General features: G+C 62.1%; 18 protein-coding genes and 2 tRNA genes. 8 read left to right on the top strand and 12 right to left on the bottom strand.

Features of this window, described 5'->3' with window-relative positions; translation table 11 throughout:
• The coding region (locus AX756_RS13365) for an AAA family ATPase (RefSeq protein WP_068312200.1) at positions 1-612 on the top strand (612 nt) is incomplete at its 5' end.
• 396 nt (positions 613-1,008) lie between these two features.
• On the opposite strand, the gene AX756_RS13370 is transcribed toward AX756_RS13365, so the two are convergent.
• The 11 genes from AX756_RS13370 to murA all read right to left on the bottom strand — a co-directional run bounded on the left by AX756_RS13370 (position 1,009) and on the right by murA (position 8,612).
• A tRNA-Phe gene (locus AX756_RS13370) sits at positions 1,009-1,083 on the bottom strand.
• A gap of 76 nt (positions 1,084-1,159) precedes the next feature.
• On the bottom strand, positions 1,160-1,336 hold the full coding sequence (locus AX756_RS13375) for a DNA gyrase inhibitor YacG (protein ID WP_068312203.1): 177 nt from the start codon (positions 1,334-1,336) through the stop codon (positions 1,160-1,162).
• Positions 1,333-2,379: a ribonuclease E/G gene (locus tag AX756_RS13380; protein ID WP_068312206.1), complete on the bottom strand. Its 1,047-nt coding sequence runs from the start codon at positions 2,377-2,379 to the stop codon at positions 1,333-1,335. The genes AX756_RS13375 and AX756_RS13380 overlap by 4 nt, the downstream gene beginning before the upstream one ends.
• Positions 2,376-2,954 carry a Maf family protein gene (locus AX756_RS13385; protein WP_068312209.1) on the bottom strand — a complete coding sequence of 193 codons (579 nt, stop codon included), beginning with the start codon at positions 2,952-2,954 and terminating at the stop codon, positions 2,376-2,378. Before AX756_RS13385 ends, AX756_RS13380 begins: the two co-directional genes overlap by 4 nt.
• 10 nt (positions 2,955-2,964) lie before the next feature.
• The gene (gene infA, locus AX756_RS13390) at positions 2,965-3,183 is read right to left on the bottom strand and encodes a translation initiation factor IF-1 (protein ID WP_021097168.1); all 219 of its coding nucleotides are present in this window, start codon (positions 3,181-3,183) and stop codon (positions 2,965-2,967) included.
• 346 nt (positions 3,184-3,529) lie between these two features.
• On the bottom strand, positions 3,530-4,375 hold the full coding sequence (locus tag AX756_RS13395; protein ID WP_068312212.1) for an SHOCT domain-containing protein: 846 nt from the start codon (positions 4,373-4,375) through the stop codon (positions 3,530-3,532).
• A gap of 162 nt (positions 4,376-4,537) precedes the next feature.
• A complete protein-coding gene (locus tag AX756_RS13400) occupies positions 4,538-5,002 on the bottom strand; it encodes an arsenate-mycothiol transferase ArsC (protein ID WP_068312215.1) in 465 nt (154 codons plus the stop codon).
• A gap of 3 nt (positions 5,003-5,005) precedes the next feature.
• On the bottom strand, positions 5,006-5,494 hold the full coding sequence (locus AX756_RS13405; protein ID WP_068312218.1) for a UPF0262 family protein: 489 nt from the start codon (positions 5,492-5,494) through the stop codon (positions 5,006-5,008).
• Positions 5,494-6,801, bottom strand: a complete 1,308-nt coding sequence (hisD, locus tag AX756_RS13410; RefSeq protein WP_068312220.1) for a histidinol dehydrogenase — start codon at positions 6,799-6,801, stop codon at positions 5,494-5,496. Before hisD ends, AX756_RS13405 begins: the two co-directional genes overlap by 1 nt.
• A 69-nt stretch (positions 6,802-6,870) precedes the next feature.
• The gene (locus tag AX756_RS13415; RefSeq protein WP_068312223.1) at positions 6,871-7,347 is read right to left on the bottom strand and encodes a DUF2948 family protein; all 477 of its coding nucleotides are present in this window, start codon (positions 7,345-7,347) and stop codon (positions 6,871-6,873) included.
• Positions 7,347-8,612, bottom strand: coding sequence for a UDP-N-acetylglucosamine 1-carboxyvinyltransferase (murA, locus tag AX756_RS13420; RefSeq protein WP_068312225.1), 1,266 nt, complete (start codon positions 8,610-8,612; stop codon positions 7,347-7,349). The genes AX756_RS13415 and murA overlap by 1 nt, the downstream gene beginning before the upstream one ends.
• A 306-nt stretch (positions 8,613-8,918) precedes the next feature.
• Here murA and AX756_RS13430 point away from each other — a divergent pair.
• Positions 8,919-8,993 (top strand) — tRNA-Thr (locus tag AX756_RS13430).
• A 789-nt stretch (positions 8,994-9,782) separates the two neighbouring features.
• On the opposite strand, the gene AX756_RS13435 is transcribed toward AX756_RS13430, so the two are convergent.
• Positions 9,783-10,085 carry a hypothetical protein gene (locus AX756_RS13435; RefSeq protein ID WP_068312231.1) on the bottom strand — a complete coding sequence of 101 codons (303 nt, stop codon included), beginning with the start codon at positions 10,083-10,085 and terminating at the stop codon, positions 9,783-9,785.
• A gap of 76 nt (positions 10,086-10,161) precedes the next feature.
• Between AX756_RS13435 and mgtE the strand changes: the two genes are divergently transcribed.
• From mgtE to AX756_RS13465, 6 genes are all read left to right on the top strand, one after another.
• Positions 10,162-11,523 (top strand): magnesium transporter, encoded by a 1,362-nt coding sequence (mgtE, locus tag AX756_RS13440; protein WP_068312234.1) that lies wholly within the window; start codon positions 10,162-10,164, stop codon positions 11,521-11,523.
• A gap of 10 nt (positions 11,524-11,533) precedes the next feature.
• On the top strand, positions 11,534-12,058 hold the full coding sequence (locus AX756_RS13445; protein WP_068312237.1) for an ATP-dependent zinc protease family protein: 525 nt from the start codon (positions 11,534-11,536) through the stop codon (positions 12,056-12,058).
• Positions 12,055-12,960 carry a 30S ribosomal protein S6--L-glutamate ligase gene (gene rimK, locus AX756_RS13450; protein ID WP_068312240.1) on the top strand — a complete coding sequence of 302 codons (906 nt, stop codon included), beginning with the start codon at positions 12,055-12,057 and terminating at the stop codon, positions 12,958-12,960. Before AX756_RS13445 ends, rimK begins: the two co-directional genes overlap by 4 nt.
• A gap of 5 nt (positions 12,961-12,965) precedes the next feature.
• A complete protein-coding gene (locus AX756_RS13455) occupies positions 12,966-14,003 on the top strand; it encodes a succinylglutamate desuccinylase/aspartoacylase family protein (RefSeq protein WP_068312243.1) in 1,038 nt (345 codons plus the stop codon).
• Between the two features lie 279 nt (positions 14,004-14,282).
• Complete coding sequence (locus AX756_RS13460; protein WP_068312246.1) at positions 14,283-14,567, top strand: hypothetical protein; 285 nt, start codon at positions 14,283-14,285, stop codon at positions 14,565-14,567.
• Between the two features lie 50 nt (positions 14,568-14,617).
• Positions 14,618-14,992 carry a hypothetical protein gene (locus tag AX756_RS13465; RefSeq protein ID WP_068312249.1) on the top strand — a complete coding sequence of 125 codons (375 nt, stop codon included), beginning with the start codon at positions 14,618-14,620 and terminating at the stop codon, positions 14,990-14,992.
• Positions 14,993-15,185: the final 193 nt, after the last annotated feature.

A 15,185-nucleotide genomic window follows, 5' to 3' on the forward strand; every position in this document is an offset into this window, starting at 1 on the left:
TTGGGCAGACTCTACATTACGGTGAGGGACTTTCCGGGGGGCAGGTCAAGTGGCTATGACGAGGCCGGGGGCGGCAAGGGCTATCGCCCCGTCGATCACGCCCGCGCGATAGACCGGAGCGGTGCCGGGCTGGCCGACGCACTCCGGGCGAGCTGGCTCCCCAAGGTGACAAATGGCTGGTTCTTCAAGGCGGAAACCTTTTTCTCCGTGGCCCGCTACCTCGATATCGCCGCGCAGGACAGTGGCAATGCGCCCCCGGACTTTCTGTCATGGAGCCATGGCGAGGGCTTCGTGAGGTTCTTCGAGGAACGCATGTCGCGGCAGGGCATCTATTTCATGGACGAACCAGAAAGTGCACTCTCGCCGAAGCGACAGCTGGAGCTGCTGGCCATTCTCGACCGCATTCAGGAGAGGGCGATCTCACAGGTCATCCTCGCCACCCATTCACCGATCCTCATGGCCTTGCCAAACGCCCGCTTGCTCGAAATCACGCGGCACGAAATTGCCGAAACGACACTAGAAGAGACCCAGCACTTCAAACTCTACCGCGCCTTCACCCAATCGCCGGCAGAGTTTGTCGCCGATGCTCTTCGCGAAAAGAAGCCGGAATAGCTCCGCTCTACACTCGAAATGCAGTCTCGTCTTACGGCCGCAGTACATTAGCCGAGAGCTTCGGGATGAAACTCACCCGGCGGTCTCACAGGCCGACGCCAAGCTTCGAAAAAACCTTATGTCCGCTTTCATGTTTCGTGCCACGAAGAACACACATCCTCAGCGAATGGCGGCTGTCCGCCCTTTTTGCATCGCGAGCGGCCCACGCTGAGCGTGGCACGAGTGACCGAGAAAGGCTGATAACGGTCCTACGCTTCGTTGCACGGGGGTGGCGGCTGAATATGGGTTATTCCCGTCGAACTTACGCTGCAATTTCATAGCGTCGCACGGGACCAGCGCCCGCATCGTATGACGGCCGCATCGCGTGTCTAAATCATCTGAAGCTGTTTTTGAAAGTGGTGCCCGGGGGCGGAATCGAACCACCGACACGAGGATTTTCAATCCACTGCTCTACCCCTGAGCTACCCGGGCACGGGAACGCCATTGCGTTGGGTTCGAGCCTTCTAGACGGAGGGTTGGGGTAAGTCCAGAGGGTCCGGGCAAAAAATCAGTGATACTTCGGCTTTGTTTCGGACAGTTCCACAGCGGCTGTTTCTGCGGGTTCTTCGGTCGGGATTGCGTAGCCACCTTTCAGCCAGCGGCCCAGGTCGATATCGGCACAGCGCTTGGAGCAGAAGGGACGATAACGTTCCTCGGCTTGCTTGCCGCAGATCGGGCAACTCATTGCAAAGCTTTCAGTATAGCGGCGTCGAGCGGCAAGCGTTCGCGTTTGCGTTGCGCTTCGAAATTGCCCAGTGGCGTCCAGCCGGCAAGTGCGGTCTCGATCGGATCGCTTCGAAACGCGTTGCGCAGAACCTGCTCCATCTGGCGGCGATCCTTCTTTGACAGAGGCGCAAAATCGATGGTGATCTGCCCACCCAGGCCGCGCAGGCGCAGGCAGCGGGGCAGGGCGCGGGCGGCCTCGATATTGGCCTTCAACGCTGCAGCTAGCGAGAAATCCGTCCCCGAGTTCACGTCGACTGCAATGAGCGCTCGCGTTGGCTCGATCAGGATCGATCCGCCACTGGGCAGCGGGATTTGAGGTCCAACAGTTGTGGCGAGCGCATCGAGAATGCCCCGGCTGTCGAAGCAGCCTCGAGAGGTCTCTACCTCGTCGGGATCTCCCCATTCCCGCCAGGCCACCGCATGCGCCCCGGCGCCGTCCAGAAGGCGTTCGGGCGTGCCTTCGGTATTGGCCAGGATCTCTTCGGCCAGAGCCCGCATTTCCGCGATGTCCTCGGCAATTTCATCGTCCTCGGCCGACGCCGTTCCGGAACGCAGAATCAAGCCGTAAGCGCTGCCCTCCATCACGTCTTCGGCCAGGAACTTTAGGGCTGCGCGGCGTTCTTCGTCCTTGATCTGCCGGGAAATATTGTGGCCCGGCGCGTCGGGCGTAACGATGGCGTATCTTGATTTGAAAAGCAGCTTCAGCGTCATCGGTCCGGCCTTGCCCGGCTCTGCAAAACCGGTGGTCTGCACGAGCACGGCCTGGCCGGTGGCCAGCCCCTTGGCATGGCGCAGGAAGCCGGTTTCGCCGCCGGGGAGGCGCACGAAGACGCCGCCCTGTCCCTTTATCGGGCGGTCGACCACGGCGCGGAAAATCGTGCCGAGAGGGTTCGGGCCACCCTCGGGGGGATCTACCAGGAAATCTTCCAACCGGCCGTCGACCATCAATGCCGCGGCGGGCCGTCCGGCGATATGGTCGAGGAAAACGCTTGTTCCCTTCATGAGCGGCTCCGATAGAGCGGGTAGCCGGCTGCCATCAGCAGGCCGGCGGTTTCAGAAAGCGGCAGGCCGACGATCGCGGTATAGGAACCGCTGATCCACGGAATGAAGGCACCCGCGGGCCCTTGGATGGAATAGCCGCCCGCCTTGCCCCGCCAGTCGTCGGAGGCGAGATAGGCGTTCACTTCCAGATCGCTCAGCATCTTCATCTTGACCGCGCTCACGCTGTCGCGCTCCCAGAGCTTGTCGCCCAGGCGCACCGCAACAGCGGTGATCACCCGGTGGCGACGTCCGGACAGCGCATGCAGGAATTCGGCGGCTTCGCCCGCGTCGCGCGGCTTGCCAAGAATGCGGCGGCCGAGCGCAACGGTCGTGTCGGCAGACAGCACGATCTCGTCGGCCTCCGCCGGCACTGCCAGCGCCTTCTCACGTGCCATGCGCTGGCAATAGGGCCGTGCAAGCTCGCCCTTGAGCGGATCCTCGTCAATGTCGGGGGGACGGGTGTCGTCGGCCACAACGCCGATCTGGGCCAGCAGCTCGCGACGACGCGGGCTGCCAGAGCCTAGCACGAGGCGCATACGCTGCGCCTTACTTGAAGCGGTAGTTGATACGACCCTTGGTGAGGTCGTAGGGGGTCATTTCAACCTGGACCCGGTCGCCAGCCAGAACACGGATGCGGTTCTTGCGCATCTTGCCTGCCGTGTGAGCGATGATTTCATGGCCGTTTTCCAGCTCGACCCTGAATGTCGCATTCGGCAGGAGTTCCTTCACGACACCGGGAAATTCGAGCAGTTCTTCCTTGGCCATGGTCACTCCTAAAGTGGTTTCGTTCAGCACCCTTATTCAGGGTGGCCGTTACATGCGCCCTAAAGGGGGGCAAATCAAGGGCGTTTGTGGAAAAGCTGCGCTCTTCGGCCCTTCTGACACAAGCTTCGGGGATGTTTCGACAGTTCGGCGCCGCCGGTTGGGCATGACCCCACGAATCCTGCACGAAACATCGTGCTCAATCCCCTGCCAACGAATCGCTGCCTTGTTCCGTTTGCCCTCGCCAACCGGGGCAATAGGGCCCCTTCGCCCCTCCCGCAGCCTTTTGCGACGGGGAGGGGATTGAGCCCCGAAGAGCTGCACAGTTGCAGTTTATCTCTCGCGGGCGCTACAGGCGCGACAGCAGCTCCGCCTTTTTCTGATCGAATTCGGCATCGGTCAGGATTCCCCTGTCGCGGAGTTGCCCCAGCTTTTCCAGGCTGTCGAAGATCGCATTGCTATCGATCGTCGGTGCGTTCGCGACTGGCTGGGCCGGCTCCTGGGAGCTGGCGGGGAGATCCGCTTGCATCGGTGCAGGTTCCGGCTCCTGCGCATTGCCAAACTGCACGATTGGCAGGTCGGCCACCCGCACCAGGCCAAACTGGCTCGTGAATGTCAGCGACTGGTCGCCGCTCTGTTGCTGACCAAAGCCACCGATCTGGTGCGGACCGGTGTCATAAACGGTTGCCTGCCCGTTCTGCTGGATCGCCAGCCGGGATATCATCGGGAAATAGGCGTAGCGAAGGTCATTCTGCGCACCCGTCGAGCCGGGCTGGCCCAGTTCCTGCGGCCACCAGTTGCTCGAGCCCGAACCGGGTATGAACAGGCTCGATTGACCCATCCCGCCGGAGCTCTGCATCTGCATGCCGCCGCCGCCCTGGGATTGGCCCTGAAAGGACATCGGCTGGGGCGCGGGGGGCTTGAACAGGGCCGTTCCCATCAGCGCGTTTGATAGCTCCGAGCACAGCCCGTCCACGCGGGCCTTCAGGCCGTTGTTGAACATGTCCCCGATCATCGTCATTCCGCCCATGGACCACTGGCCCATGCCGCCCAGCTCGAAATGGTTGAACTGGGCCTGGCTGCCGCCGCCCTGATCCAGCGCGATCAGCACATGGGTGACGGCGTCCGGGCTGAAGCCATGACGGGCGGATACATCGTTTACGACGGCTTGCCCCTCGGGGCTGAGATGCGACATTGGAAAGCTCCTGGTGTGCCAGAAAAACTGGTCAAACGAATTCGATTCTTCATGAGATCACTCGGCACCTAACACAGCCCCGTGTCGCCCCACAGGGAAATCTTTTCACCGGGATGGCGCGAGCGATGACGCGTCTGTGGATCGTCGAGCGGTGCCTGAAGCTCAGCGGTGATCCTGCGAGACCGGCGGACCAAAACGGTTCACCAGCCGGTCGACGATCTGATCGCGCGCCTGCCGGTAGCGGTCGAGCTTCTGCTCACGCGTCTCGCCGAGGCCGGTCGGGTCCATGATCGGCCAGTATTCGACGTCCAGATGGTAGTAACGTGTCAGTTCCAGCGCCTTGCGCTGGCTGGCCGGCGAGAGCGAGACGATCAGGTCGAAACCGCCGAGGTCATCGCCCCAATCCTGCATTTCGTCGAAGGACCGCGCGCGGTGGCGGCCCAACTCCACGCCTATCTCGTCGCAGACCGCGATGCAGAAGCCGTCGATTTCCAGATCGTTCTTCACGCCAGCGGACTGGATATAAAAGGAATGACCGTAGTAGAGCTTGGCAATCCCTTCCGCCATCGGGGAACGCACCGCGTTGTGATCGCAGGTGAAAAGAACCGATGCCGGAAGATTGCCCATGTCTCAGCCCCCGAAATGCAGCACGCAAATGAGGGTGAAGAGGCGCCGCGCGGTGTCGATATCGATATCCGCCTTGCCTTCGAGCCGCTCCTGCAGCACGCGGGCGCCTTCGTTGTGGATGCCGCGCCGGGCCATGTCGATCGCCTCGATCTGGCTCGGCGGCATTGTCTTCACGGCCGAAAAATAGCTCTCGCAGATCTGGAAGTAGTCCTTCACCACCTGCCGGAAAGGGCCGAGCGAGAGATGGAATTCTCCCACCTCTTTCTTTGTCTCCGTCGTGATCTCAAAGACCAGCCGGCGGTTGCGGATCGCCAGCGTCAGTCGATAGGGGCCATCGGGAACCGGCTCGTCGTCATGCCGGGCGGGCAGGGCGAAGCTGTTATCCTCCAGAAGGTCGAAAATCGCGACCTTTCGCTCCTGCTCGATCTCGGGCGTCGGCGGGGCGAGGTTTCTGTCGTCGATCTCGATCTGGCAGATGCGATTGGGGTTCATCAACCGTCCTCGTTGAGCCGGTCGAGCCGCGCGCGCACGGACAGCCCATGCGCTTCGAGGCTCTCGGAAATGGCAAGGGTTTCGGCGGCGGGGCCTATGGCGGCAAGGGCGCCGGGGCTCATCCGGGCAAGCGTCGTACGTTTCATGAAATCGAGCACGGAGAGGCCGGAGGAGAAACGCGCCGAGCGAGCCGTGGGCAGGACGTGGTTCGGGCCGCCGACATAGTCGCCGATGGCCTCGGGCGTCCAGGCACCGAGGAAGATAGCGCCGGCATGCTTGATATTCGCGGAGAGCGCCTCGGGATCGGCCACGCAAAGCTCCAGGTGTTCCGGCGCCACCCGGTCCGACAGCGCGGCGGCCTCGTCGAGATCCTTCACGGTGATGACGGCGCCGTAGTCGCGCCAGGACGGACCGGCAATGGCCCGCCGCTCCAGCGTTTCCAGCCGCTTCTCTACCGCTTCGGCCACGGCACGGCCAAAGGTTTCGTCCGGGGTGATTAGGATCGACTGCGCGCTCTCGTCATGCTCGGCCTGACTCAGCAGGTCCACCGCGATCCAGTCGGGATCGTTCTGGGCATCGGCGATGACGAGGATTTCCGACGGACCCGCGATCATGTCGATGCCGACCTTTCCGAAGACACGTCGCTTCGCGGCGGCGACAAAGGCATTGCCCGGCCCGGTGATCTTGTCCACCGGGGCGACGGTTTCGGTGCCATAGGCCAGCGCGGCAATGGCTTGCGCGCCGCCGATGCGATATACGGTGTCGACGCCCGCGATCCGGGCCGCGAGCAGTACCAGCGGCTTCACGATGCCGTCCGGCGTGGGCACGGCAATGACCAGCCGCTCGACGCCGGCGACCTTGGCCGGGATCGCGTTCATCAGCACCGAGGAAGGGTAGGAGGCCAGCCCGCCTGGCACGTAGAGCCCCGCGGCCGAAACCGGCGTCCAGCGCCAGCCGAGCGTGGCGCCCGTTGCGTCTTGCCAGCTGGCATCCTCGGGAAGCTGCCTTTCGTGATAGGCGCGGATGCGCGCGGCGGCGAGTTCCAGTGCCACGCGTTCGGCGTCAGGCACCTGGGCGCAATACTCCTCGATCTCGTCGGCCGAGAAGGCCAGCGTCTGTGGCGTCAGAGGCAGGCGGTCGAAGCGTTCGGTCAACTCGATCACCGCCGCGTTGCCCCGCTTGCGGACATCGGCAATGATTGCGGCCACGGTCTCGTCCACGTCCGGCGCGTCTTCGCGCTTGGTGGTCAGGAATTCGGCGAAGCGCGCTTCGAAATCCGGATCGGCGCTGTTGAGAAACTGGGGCATGGGATCTCCTTGTCGGAGCTTCTGATACCGTTCCGACGTAACTGTCTCAAGCGTGGGTGTGCGCGGCGCTCAGTCGCCGTGATCGGGCACATGCCCGGATGGAGCGATATAGGGCCTTGAGACGTCGCGCAGCGAAACATTGAGGCACTCCACGTCGAGCGCGATCGCCCCGTCACCGGCCAGCGTCAGCTCGAGCCGCCCTGTGCCGTCCGGGCCTGCATAGAATTCGAGCGACAGCAGCGACAGGACAGTCTCTGTATCGGCCCGGTCGATGCCCTGGCTGGACACCTTGAGCACATCATCGACGATCAGCAGGCTTTGCACGCGCTCGTAGGGGCGCCCACGCTTCTCCGCGGCCTCGCGGTCCTCCCAGCGAAAACGGTTCAGCAGGAGCGCAAAGCGCCGTTGTTTGCTTTCCCAACGCATCTCGGTGATCGGGAAGATCGCATCCTGCGCCATGGCCGACAGGATTTTCAGATCCTCCGCATCCACCGCCGAAACATTGACCGGGCGTTCCGCACCCTCCTCGAATGTTGCGTCCGTCATCACTCACTCACCCGTTCGATCCGCGCCCCGACGGCGCCCAGTTTTTCCTCGACCCGCTCGTAGCCACGGTCAAGGTGATAGACACGATTGACCACGGTTTCGCCTTCGGCGGCAAGGGCCGCGAGGATCAGTGAGACGGAGGCGCGAAGATCCGTCGCCATGACGGGCGCGCCGCGCAGCTTCTCCACCCCGGTTACGGTGGCAATGCCGCCCTGCACGTCGATATGCGCCCCCATTCGAATCAATTCCGGCGCGTGCATGAAACGGTTCTCGAAGATGCGCTCTTCCAAGACACTAACCCCGTTTGCGGTGCACATGACTGCCATCATCTGTGCCTGCAGGTCGGTCGGAAAGCCGGGAAAGACCTCGGTGACGACATTCACCGCATCCACCCGTCCATTGCGGCGCTTCGCAATAAGGCCAGTCCCGGTTTCACTCAGCTCGATCCCGCAGGCGTCGAGCTTCTCGCAGAAGGCGCCGAGCAGGTCCATGCGGCCACCGACCAACTCGACCTCGCCGCCGGCAATCGCGGGCGCCAGCATGTAGGTGCCGGTTTCAATCCGGTCGGCCACGACGGGGTGAGTCGCTCCATGCAGGCGGTCGACACCCTCGATGGTGATCGTCGCCGTGCCTTCGCCCTCGATCTGGGCACCCATCTTGCGCAGGCATTCGACGAGATCGACGATCTCCGGCTCCCGCGCCGCGTTGCGCAGGATCGTCGTGCCCTTGGCCAGCGTCGCGGCCATCACGGTATTTTCGGTCGCGCCAACGGACGCAAAACGCAGCGTGATATCAGCGCCCTTCAGCCCGCCCTTGGCCTCGGCATGCAGGTAGCCGTCGCGCAGGTCGATCTGGGCGCCCATCGCTTCGAGGGCGGAGATATGCAGGTCCATCGGCCGGGCGCCGATGGCGCAGCCACCGGGCAGCGAGACCACCGCGTGACCGTGCCGCGCCAGCAGGGGCCCGAGCACCAGGTTGGAGGCGCGCATCTTGCGCACGATATCATAGTCGGCAACGTGATTGTCCGCTGCGTGGCTCGACATGGCAAGGACCTTGCCGTCCTGCATGGTCGAGATCTCCGCGCCGAGCGACTCCAGCAGCACCGACATTGTGCGGATATCCGACAGCCGCGGCGCATTGGTCAGAGTCAGCGGCTCCTCGCTCAGAAGCGTGGCGGGCATCAGGGCAAGACAGGCATTCTTGGCCCCCGAAATCTCGATACGCCCGGCCAACGGGCCGCCTCCCTTGACGACAATCCTATCCATCCTGCTCTGCCCCTTTGTCCGGCTGTCCGCCGGCCTCTTCTATGTTGCTTTCACTGTCCGCTCCCTTGGACCGCGCGCGCGCCTGCGCCTTGCGGCGTTGAAGGTTGGCCTTCAATGCCTGCTTGAGCCGCGCATCCCTGCCGCTTTCTCCGGAAGCCTTGTCTTTCTCATTCATGCGCCGCGATTACGCGACCGGGAAGATCAGGTCCAGCCTGCGTCGACGGCTTCCCGGGGATTTCCGCGACATGGTGCAAAAATCCGCTTGCACTCCCCTGCTCAGAATGTATATCCCGCCCTCACCCCGGCGCTGCCGTAGCTCAGGGGTAGAGCACTCCCTTGGTAAGGGAGAGGTCGAGAGTTCGAATCTCTCCGGCAGCACCATGAAAACAATCACTTGCATGAAAAAATGATGCCGGGCCCTTTGTTTGGTCTCGCACATGTTTCGCACCGAGAGTGACTTCGTGTCAGGTAGCAGTTCCTCTTGGAGCGTCAGAGGTGCCTGAGAGTTGATTTCGAAAAAGCTCGCTTCGATTGGGATGATGATCGGTTAGCGCGAGTTCATGTCGCTCAACGGGGTTTGCGTCGACGATCCTTGGGATGCCGACCTTAGTCGCAATCGAACACTTGGTCGGCCACTTCGTTCGGCATGTAGGTGGGATCATTCCATTCCCGTAACACGAAGCTCATGTCGCCGATCCGTTGCCCCGCGTTGTTGACTATAGTTGTGGTGTCGTTGGCGCGGTCCTTCAGGGGACTTTGATGAAGTACCGTCCCTCGACGGCATCAACGTGCCAAGCTGGGTCATGCATTAACAATCAAATCGGACCAGCCAGATCAGACTCCCGAGAATGCCGAGCTTGCGGCGGGTCAGTTCATCGAGCTCTGCCTTACCGACATGTTCCTGAAAGGCTTCGGGACCGGGAAGCCCGCAGGGGGATGTCCCGCTTCGGTGTCATGCGCGATCTCTTTCGGTGTCGTCCGGACCGGCCGAAACAGCTCGGGTATAGGTAATCTTGCGAATTGCCCGATTCTGCCGTTGCTGTAGGTTGGAGTCAGGTTTTGGCAAAGATTTGTCGTGAACCGTGAGCTCTGCCCGTAGCTCTTTGAACGCCTCGCCTCATCCCCAATATGGCGAGGCGTTCGCTTTTTCGACCTCTGGAACGGACTCCTTCAGTCTGTGTCGCGGCCCAGTGCCTGCTGGATATTGGCGTCGCCCACGCGCCGGTAGTTGACGAAGGAGTTCGCGCTCATCACCACGTAGAAACTGTCCATATCGATGAGCACAAAGCCGCGTTCGATCAGCGCGCGGGTGAGCGCGCCGATATCGGAATCGTAAAGTCGGCGCCGCCTCAGCAACATGCGCATCAGCTTCTCGGAAACGCGGTAGCGTCCGTTCTTCTTGCCTCCGAATTCCTTGCCATAAAGCTCGGCAAGAATTTCTGCAGCGCGGAGATAATGCTTGTCATGTGTCATGGCTTCTTCTAACTGGGCAAAGAAAAATTGTCTACGGACAAATATTACTCACCTTTTTGCGGATGAAAGGGACGACATGGAAGATCTGGCCGAACAGATGGACTTTGCCGGAGAGCTGCGTCGTGCGATCGAGGCGGAGGATGAGGCACGCCTTGACCAGTTGCTCGATCCGCTTCCGCCCAGCGAGGCGCTGCGCCTGCTGCTGAACCTCGGCGAGGATCTGCGCGACGACGCTTTCAGGGTCATGGCCGCAGATCTCGCGGCCGAACTGGTCGAAGAGGCGCCCAGCGAGCTTGCGGCCGATTTCATCGGTTCGATGGATGCCGAGCGCGCGGCTGAAGTTCTCGACGAGCTTGGTTCCGATGTGCAGGCCGACGTTATCGGCGAGTTGAAAACCAGTGCCGCCGATGCCGTTCTGGCGGAGATGGATGACGAGGACGCCGCCGATGTGCGTCGTCTCGTGGAATATGACGAAGACACGGCCGGCGGCCTGATGTCGACCGAGGTCTTTGCCTTTGCCGCCACTGCAACCGTCGGATCGGTCATTCGGCGCATTGCCGATGAAGAGGACGAATTCGACCGTTACCGCGCTCAGAACCCCTATGTGGTAGACGAGGAAGGGCGGCTGACCGGCGTCATCTCGCTGCGCGCGTTGCTGGCGTCCAAGCGGGCGTCGAAGCTCTCGCAGATCATGGTGTCGCCAATCACGGTGACGACCGACGCCTCGCTGGATGCGCTGGAAGACCTCTTCATCGAGCACAGCTTCCTCGCCGTGCCGGTTCTGGACGAGCTGGGGCGCCTGACCGGCGTCGTCACCCGGGCCTCCGTCACCGAGGCGCTGGCCGAGCGGGCCGAGAGCCAGAGCCTGCGCCGGCAGGGTGTTATCGGCGACGAGCTGCGCTCCATGCCGCTGCGCATCCGTTCGGGGCGGCGCCTGGCGTGGCTGTCGGCCAATATCGTGCTCAACATCATCGCCGCGAGCGTGATCTCGGCCTATGAGGAGACGCTCGCCGCCGTGATCGCCATTGCCGTCTTCCTGCCGATGGTCTCCGACATGTCGGGCTGCTCCGGCAACCAGGCCGTCGGCGTCACCATGCGCGAGCTGTCCCTTGGCCTCGTGCGCCCGGTGGACGCGTTGCGTGTCTGGCTCAAGGAGATATCCGTGGGCGTGGTGAACGGGATCGCGCTTGGTATTCTCATCGGTCTTGTCGCCTGGTTCTGGAAGGGCAACCCCTGGCTCGGGCTGGTGATCGGGCTGGCCCTGGCGATCAATACCGTAATTGCCGTGTCCATTGGCGGTGTCGTGCCGCTGCTGCTGAAACGTCTGGGCCAGGACCCGGCGGTCGCAAGCGGCCCGCTCCTGACCACCATCACCGATATGGCGGGGTTCTTCCTGGTCCTGTCTCTTGCTACCCTGATGATGCCATACCTGATCTGAGAGCCTGATCATGACGAACAAGAACATCCAGAGCGACCGGGCCAAGAAAAGACGCAAGGCACGTATCCAGCCCCCGCTTATCATCGGCTGGCGCGAATACGTGTCGCTTCCGCAACTCGGGCTAGACGACTTCACCGCGAAGATCGACACCGGCGCCCTGACGACGGCGTTACATGCGACCGATATACGGAGATTCACCGGCGAGGATGGCCGGGATTGGGTGGAGTTTCATCCGCCCGACCTTGGACATTCTGCACCCGAGATCTGCCGCGCGCGGGTCTCGGACCACCGTCAGGTCAAGAATAGCGGAGGCATTGCCGAAGACCGATATTTCATCCGGACAGACCTCAAGGTCGAACACCGGGTGTTTCTCGTGGAGATTTCACTGACCGATCGGGGAGAGATGAAGTATCCGATGCTCATCGGTCGAACTGCACTTCGTGGGCATGGGCTGGTCGTCGATTGCGGCCATTCCTGGCTTACACGGCCCAGAAAACCTAAAAAGAATCACAAGTCACAAGGAGTGACGAAATGAAGATTGCCATGCTGTCCCGGAACCCCGATCTGTATTCGCACCGTCGCCTGAAAGAAGCCGCCGAAGCGCGCGGACACGAGTTCGACGTCATCAACACCACGCGCTGCTACATGAACATCGCGTCGCGACGCCCCGAGATCTATTACAATGGTGAATTGTTGCCGGAATATGACGCCGTGATCCCGCGGATCGGGGCGTCTGTCACCTTCTACGGTATGGCCGTTGTCCGGCAGTTCGAGATGATGGGCGTCTATTGTCTCAACAAGAGCATCGCCATTGGCCGCTCGCGGGACAAGCTGCGGTCTATGCAACTCATGGCCCGCGAGGGGATCGGGCTTCCGGTCACGACCTTTGCCTATGATCCCAAGCAGACCGAAGAAGTGGTTCAACTGGCTGGTGGAGCGCCGCTGGTTATCAAGCTGCTCGAAGGCACGCAGGGCGTCGGCGTTGTGCTGGCGGACTCGGACCGGTCGGCCCGGTCAGTCATCGAGGCCTTCCGGGGCGCCAAGATCAACATCATGGCACAGGAATTCATCAAGGAAGCCAAGGGCACGGATATCCGCGCCTTTGTCATCGGCGGCCGTGTGGTTGCTGCCATGAAGCGTTCTGGCGCGGAGGGCGAGTTCCGTTCCAACCTGCATCGCGGCGGCTCCGCACAAGTCGCCAAGATTTCGCCGGAAGAGCGGTCCACGGCAATCCGTGCCGCCAAGACCATGGGTCTGAGCGTTTGCGGCGTGGACATGCTGCGTTCCAATCACGGACCCGTCGTGATGGAGGTCAACTCGTCGCCCGGCATCGAAGGCATTGAAAAGGCGACTGAAAAAGATGTTGCCACGATGATCATCGAGCATATCGAGAAAAACGCGGACCCGTCCAAGACGCGGGCCAAGGCTGTAGGCTGAGCGCGATGCGGAAGGCTTTCGAGATAGGGGGCGCGGCGATACAGCCGGGCTCCCGCCGGACCGTGGATATTCCGGTCTCTGTTCTCTCCGACCACACGCCGGTGACGATGTCGGCCCATGTTATCCATGGCCGCCGGTCCGGGCCGACCGTGTTTATCACCGCGGGGATTCATGGCGACGAGGTGATCGGGGCCGAGATCGTGCGGCGTTTGCTGGCCATCAGGACGCTGGACAGCCTGAAGGGTACCCTGATTACGATTCCGATCGTGAACGCCTTCGGCTTTCTCAACCAGTCCCGTTACCTGCCGGACCGGCGCGACCTCAACCGGTGCTTTCCCGGCTCGGCCAGGGGCTCGCTCGCGGCGCGGTTGGCGCATCTGCTGATGCACGAGGTTGTCGAACGTTGCGATCTCGGCATCGACCTGCACTCCGCGGCGATCCACCGAACGAACCTTCCGCAGGTTCGGGTCGCGGCGGGAGATCGCGAGTCCATCCGACTGGCGAAGGTGTTCGGCGCTCCGGTCGTGCTGCAATCCTCCGAGCGCGATGGATCGTTGCGCGCGGCGGCGCAGGCCAGCGGTGTCCGGGTTTTGCTCTACGAGGCCGGCGAGGGACTGCGCTTCGACGAGCTTGCGGTGCGGGCCGGCGTGGCCGGGATCCTGCGCGTTCTGCACGACCTGGGAATGATCACTTCGCGCGGCGTGCCCAAGGCACGGGGCCGTTCGATGCTGCTGAAAACCAGCCGCTGGGTGCGGGCGCCGGGCGGTGGCCTGCTCCGCGTTTATCGCGACACGGGCGATGTCGTCTCGGCCGGAGAAGTGCTCGCGGTCGTCTCGGACCCGTTCGGCGAGCGTGAGCGGGAGGTTATCGCTTCGGCCGACGGGATCGTCGTTGGCCGTGCGGTCATGCCGATCGTCAACGAGGGCGACGCGCTGTTCCATATTGCCCAGACGCCCTCCAACGAGGTCGCTGAAAACACCGTGCAAACGATCCGTTCGGATCTTGAAGGCGACCCGATTTTTGACGAGGACGAGATCATTTGACCCCGTCCCGATCATCCGGGGCAGGGGGGGGCTGACGCGGAAAACATGTGAATCGCAGTGCGAAAGCGACATGGCATGTCGCAAGTGTCCCCAGGACGGATCGGCAGAGGATCGCCGGCAAAAGTGACTTGATAATTTCATTTAAATTCAATGCATTGATGTCTGGTGGATTGTGTGGAAAATCTGATGTAACGCGAAGAATCCATCTTGTAAAATTGCCGCATTGACCGCAATAGTGAGGTATCGTGTTGGCGCAAATTCGCGTCTGGAGTAACGAAAATGGAATGGAAGGAAAGCTTCTCTGAAGGAGGGAAATGCTGGTGGCTCGCAACGGATCGCGCGCCATGCGTTGCCCAGGTCAGGAAAACGAATGGCACCTATGTGGTCGAGTTCTTCGACGCCTTGGGTGAGGGCTACAGCCAGTCAACCGGCTTCCGGAACCTGGTACAGGCAAAGCACGTCGCGGCCCGACGTTTTCGAGATGCTCTCAACCGTTCCGAAGCATGGCCGATGACACCGCCGGTGGACGCCATGATCGAGCCGGACTTCTTCTACATCCCCTGAAACAGCCCATTCGTTCAGAATGGAAACTGGGTTCCCAAGGACAACAGGAAATGGGACTTGCGTTTGAAACCGGGCTTCCCGGTTACAAGCTAACGGCGCGTCGCAGCGATCGGTTTTTCCCGTCAGCCGCCGCGCTTATTCGGGATGGCTTGCTGGTGGCCGGCACGGCGAGCGCTTTTGCTGGCGGTGCTATCCTTCGCTATGGCTGGGACGCCATGACGGATTCCGGCCGGACAGTCCGGATGCTCATCGAGTTCTCCGCCTTCTACATGTTCCTAGCCTTCGCATTGGCGAGCCTGTGGATGTGCGGGCGGTTTCTGGCCGGATATGGAAGCACGCCAGAGAAAACCTGGATGCACGGATTCCTGGCATCCATCATGCTGCTCCTCGTGGCGATTGCCCTGGTTCCTCCCATCTGGGATTGAGCCGGGGCAAGACGTCGCCGGCGATGGGAGGCGCCGAAGAGCAGCCGTCGCGCGGCGGGTCGGACGGCCGGCCGCGCGACCTCAACACGCGCAAGGGCAGCCGGGTAACATGCCTCTGCGGATGGAATTCTTCGCAAGTCATTTGAGACCGAGAGCGAGACCGGGAACCTGCAGGTGCATTTCGGCAGGCAAG

Source organism: Aliiruegeria sabulilitoris, assembly GCF_001558155.1.
In the GTDB taxonomy this organism is placed as follows: domain Bacteria; phylum Pseudomonadota; class Alphaproteobacteria; order Rhodobacterales; family Rhodobacteraceae; genus Tropicimonas; species Tropicimonas sabulilitoris.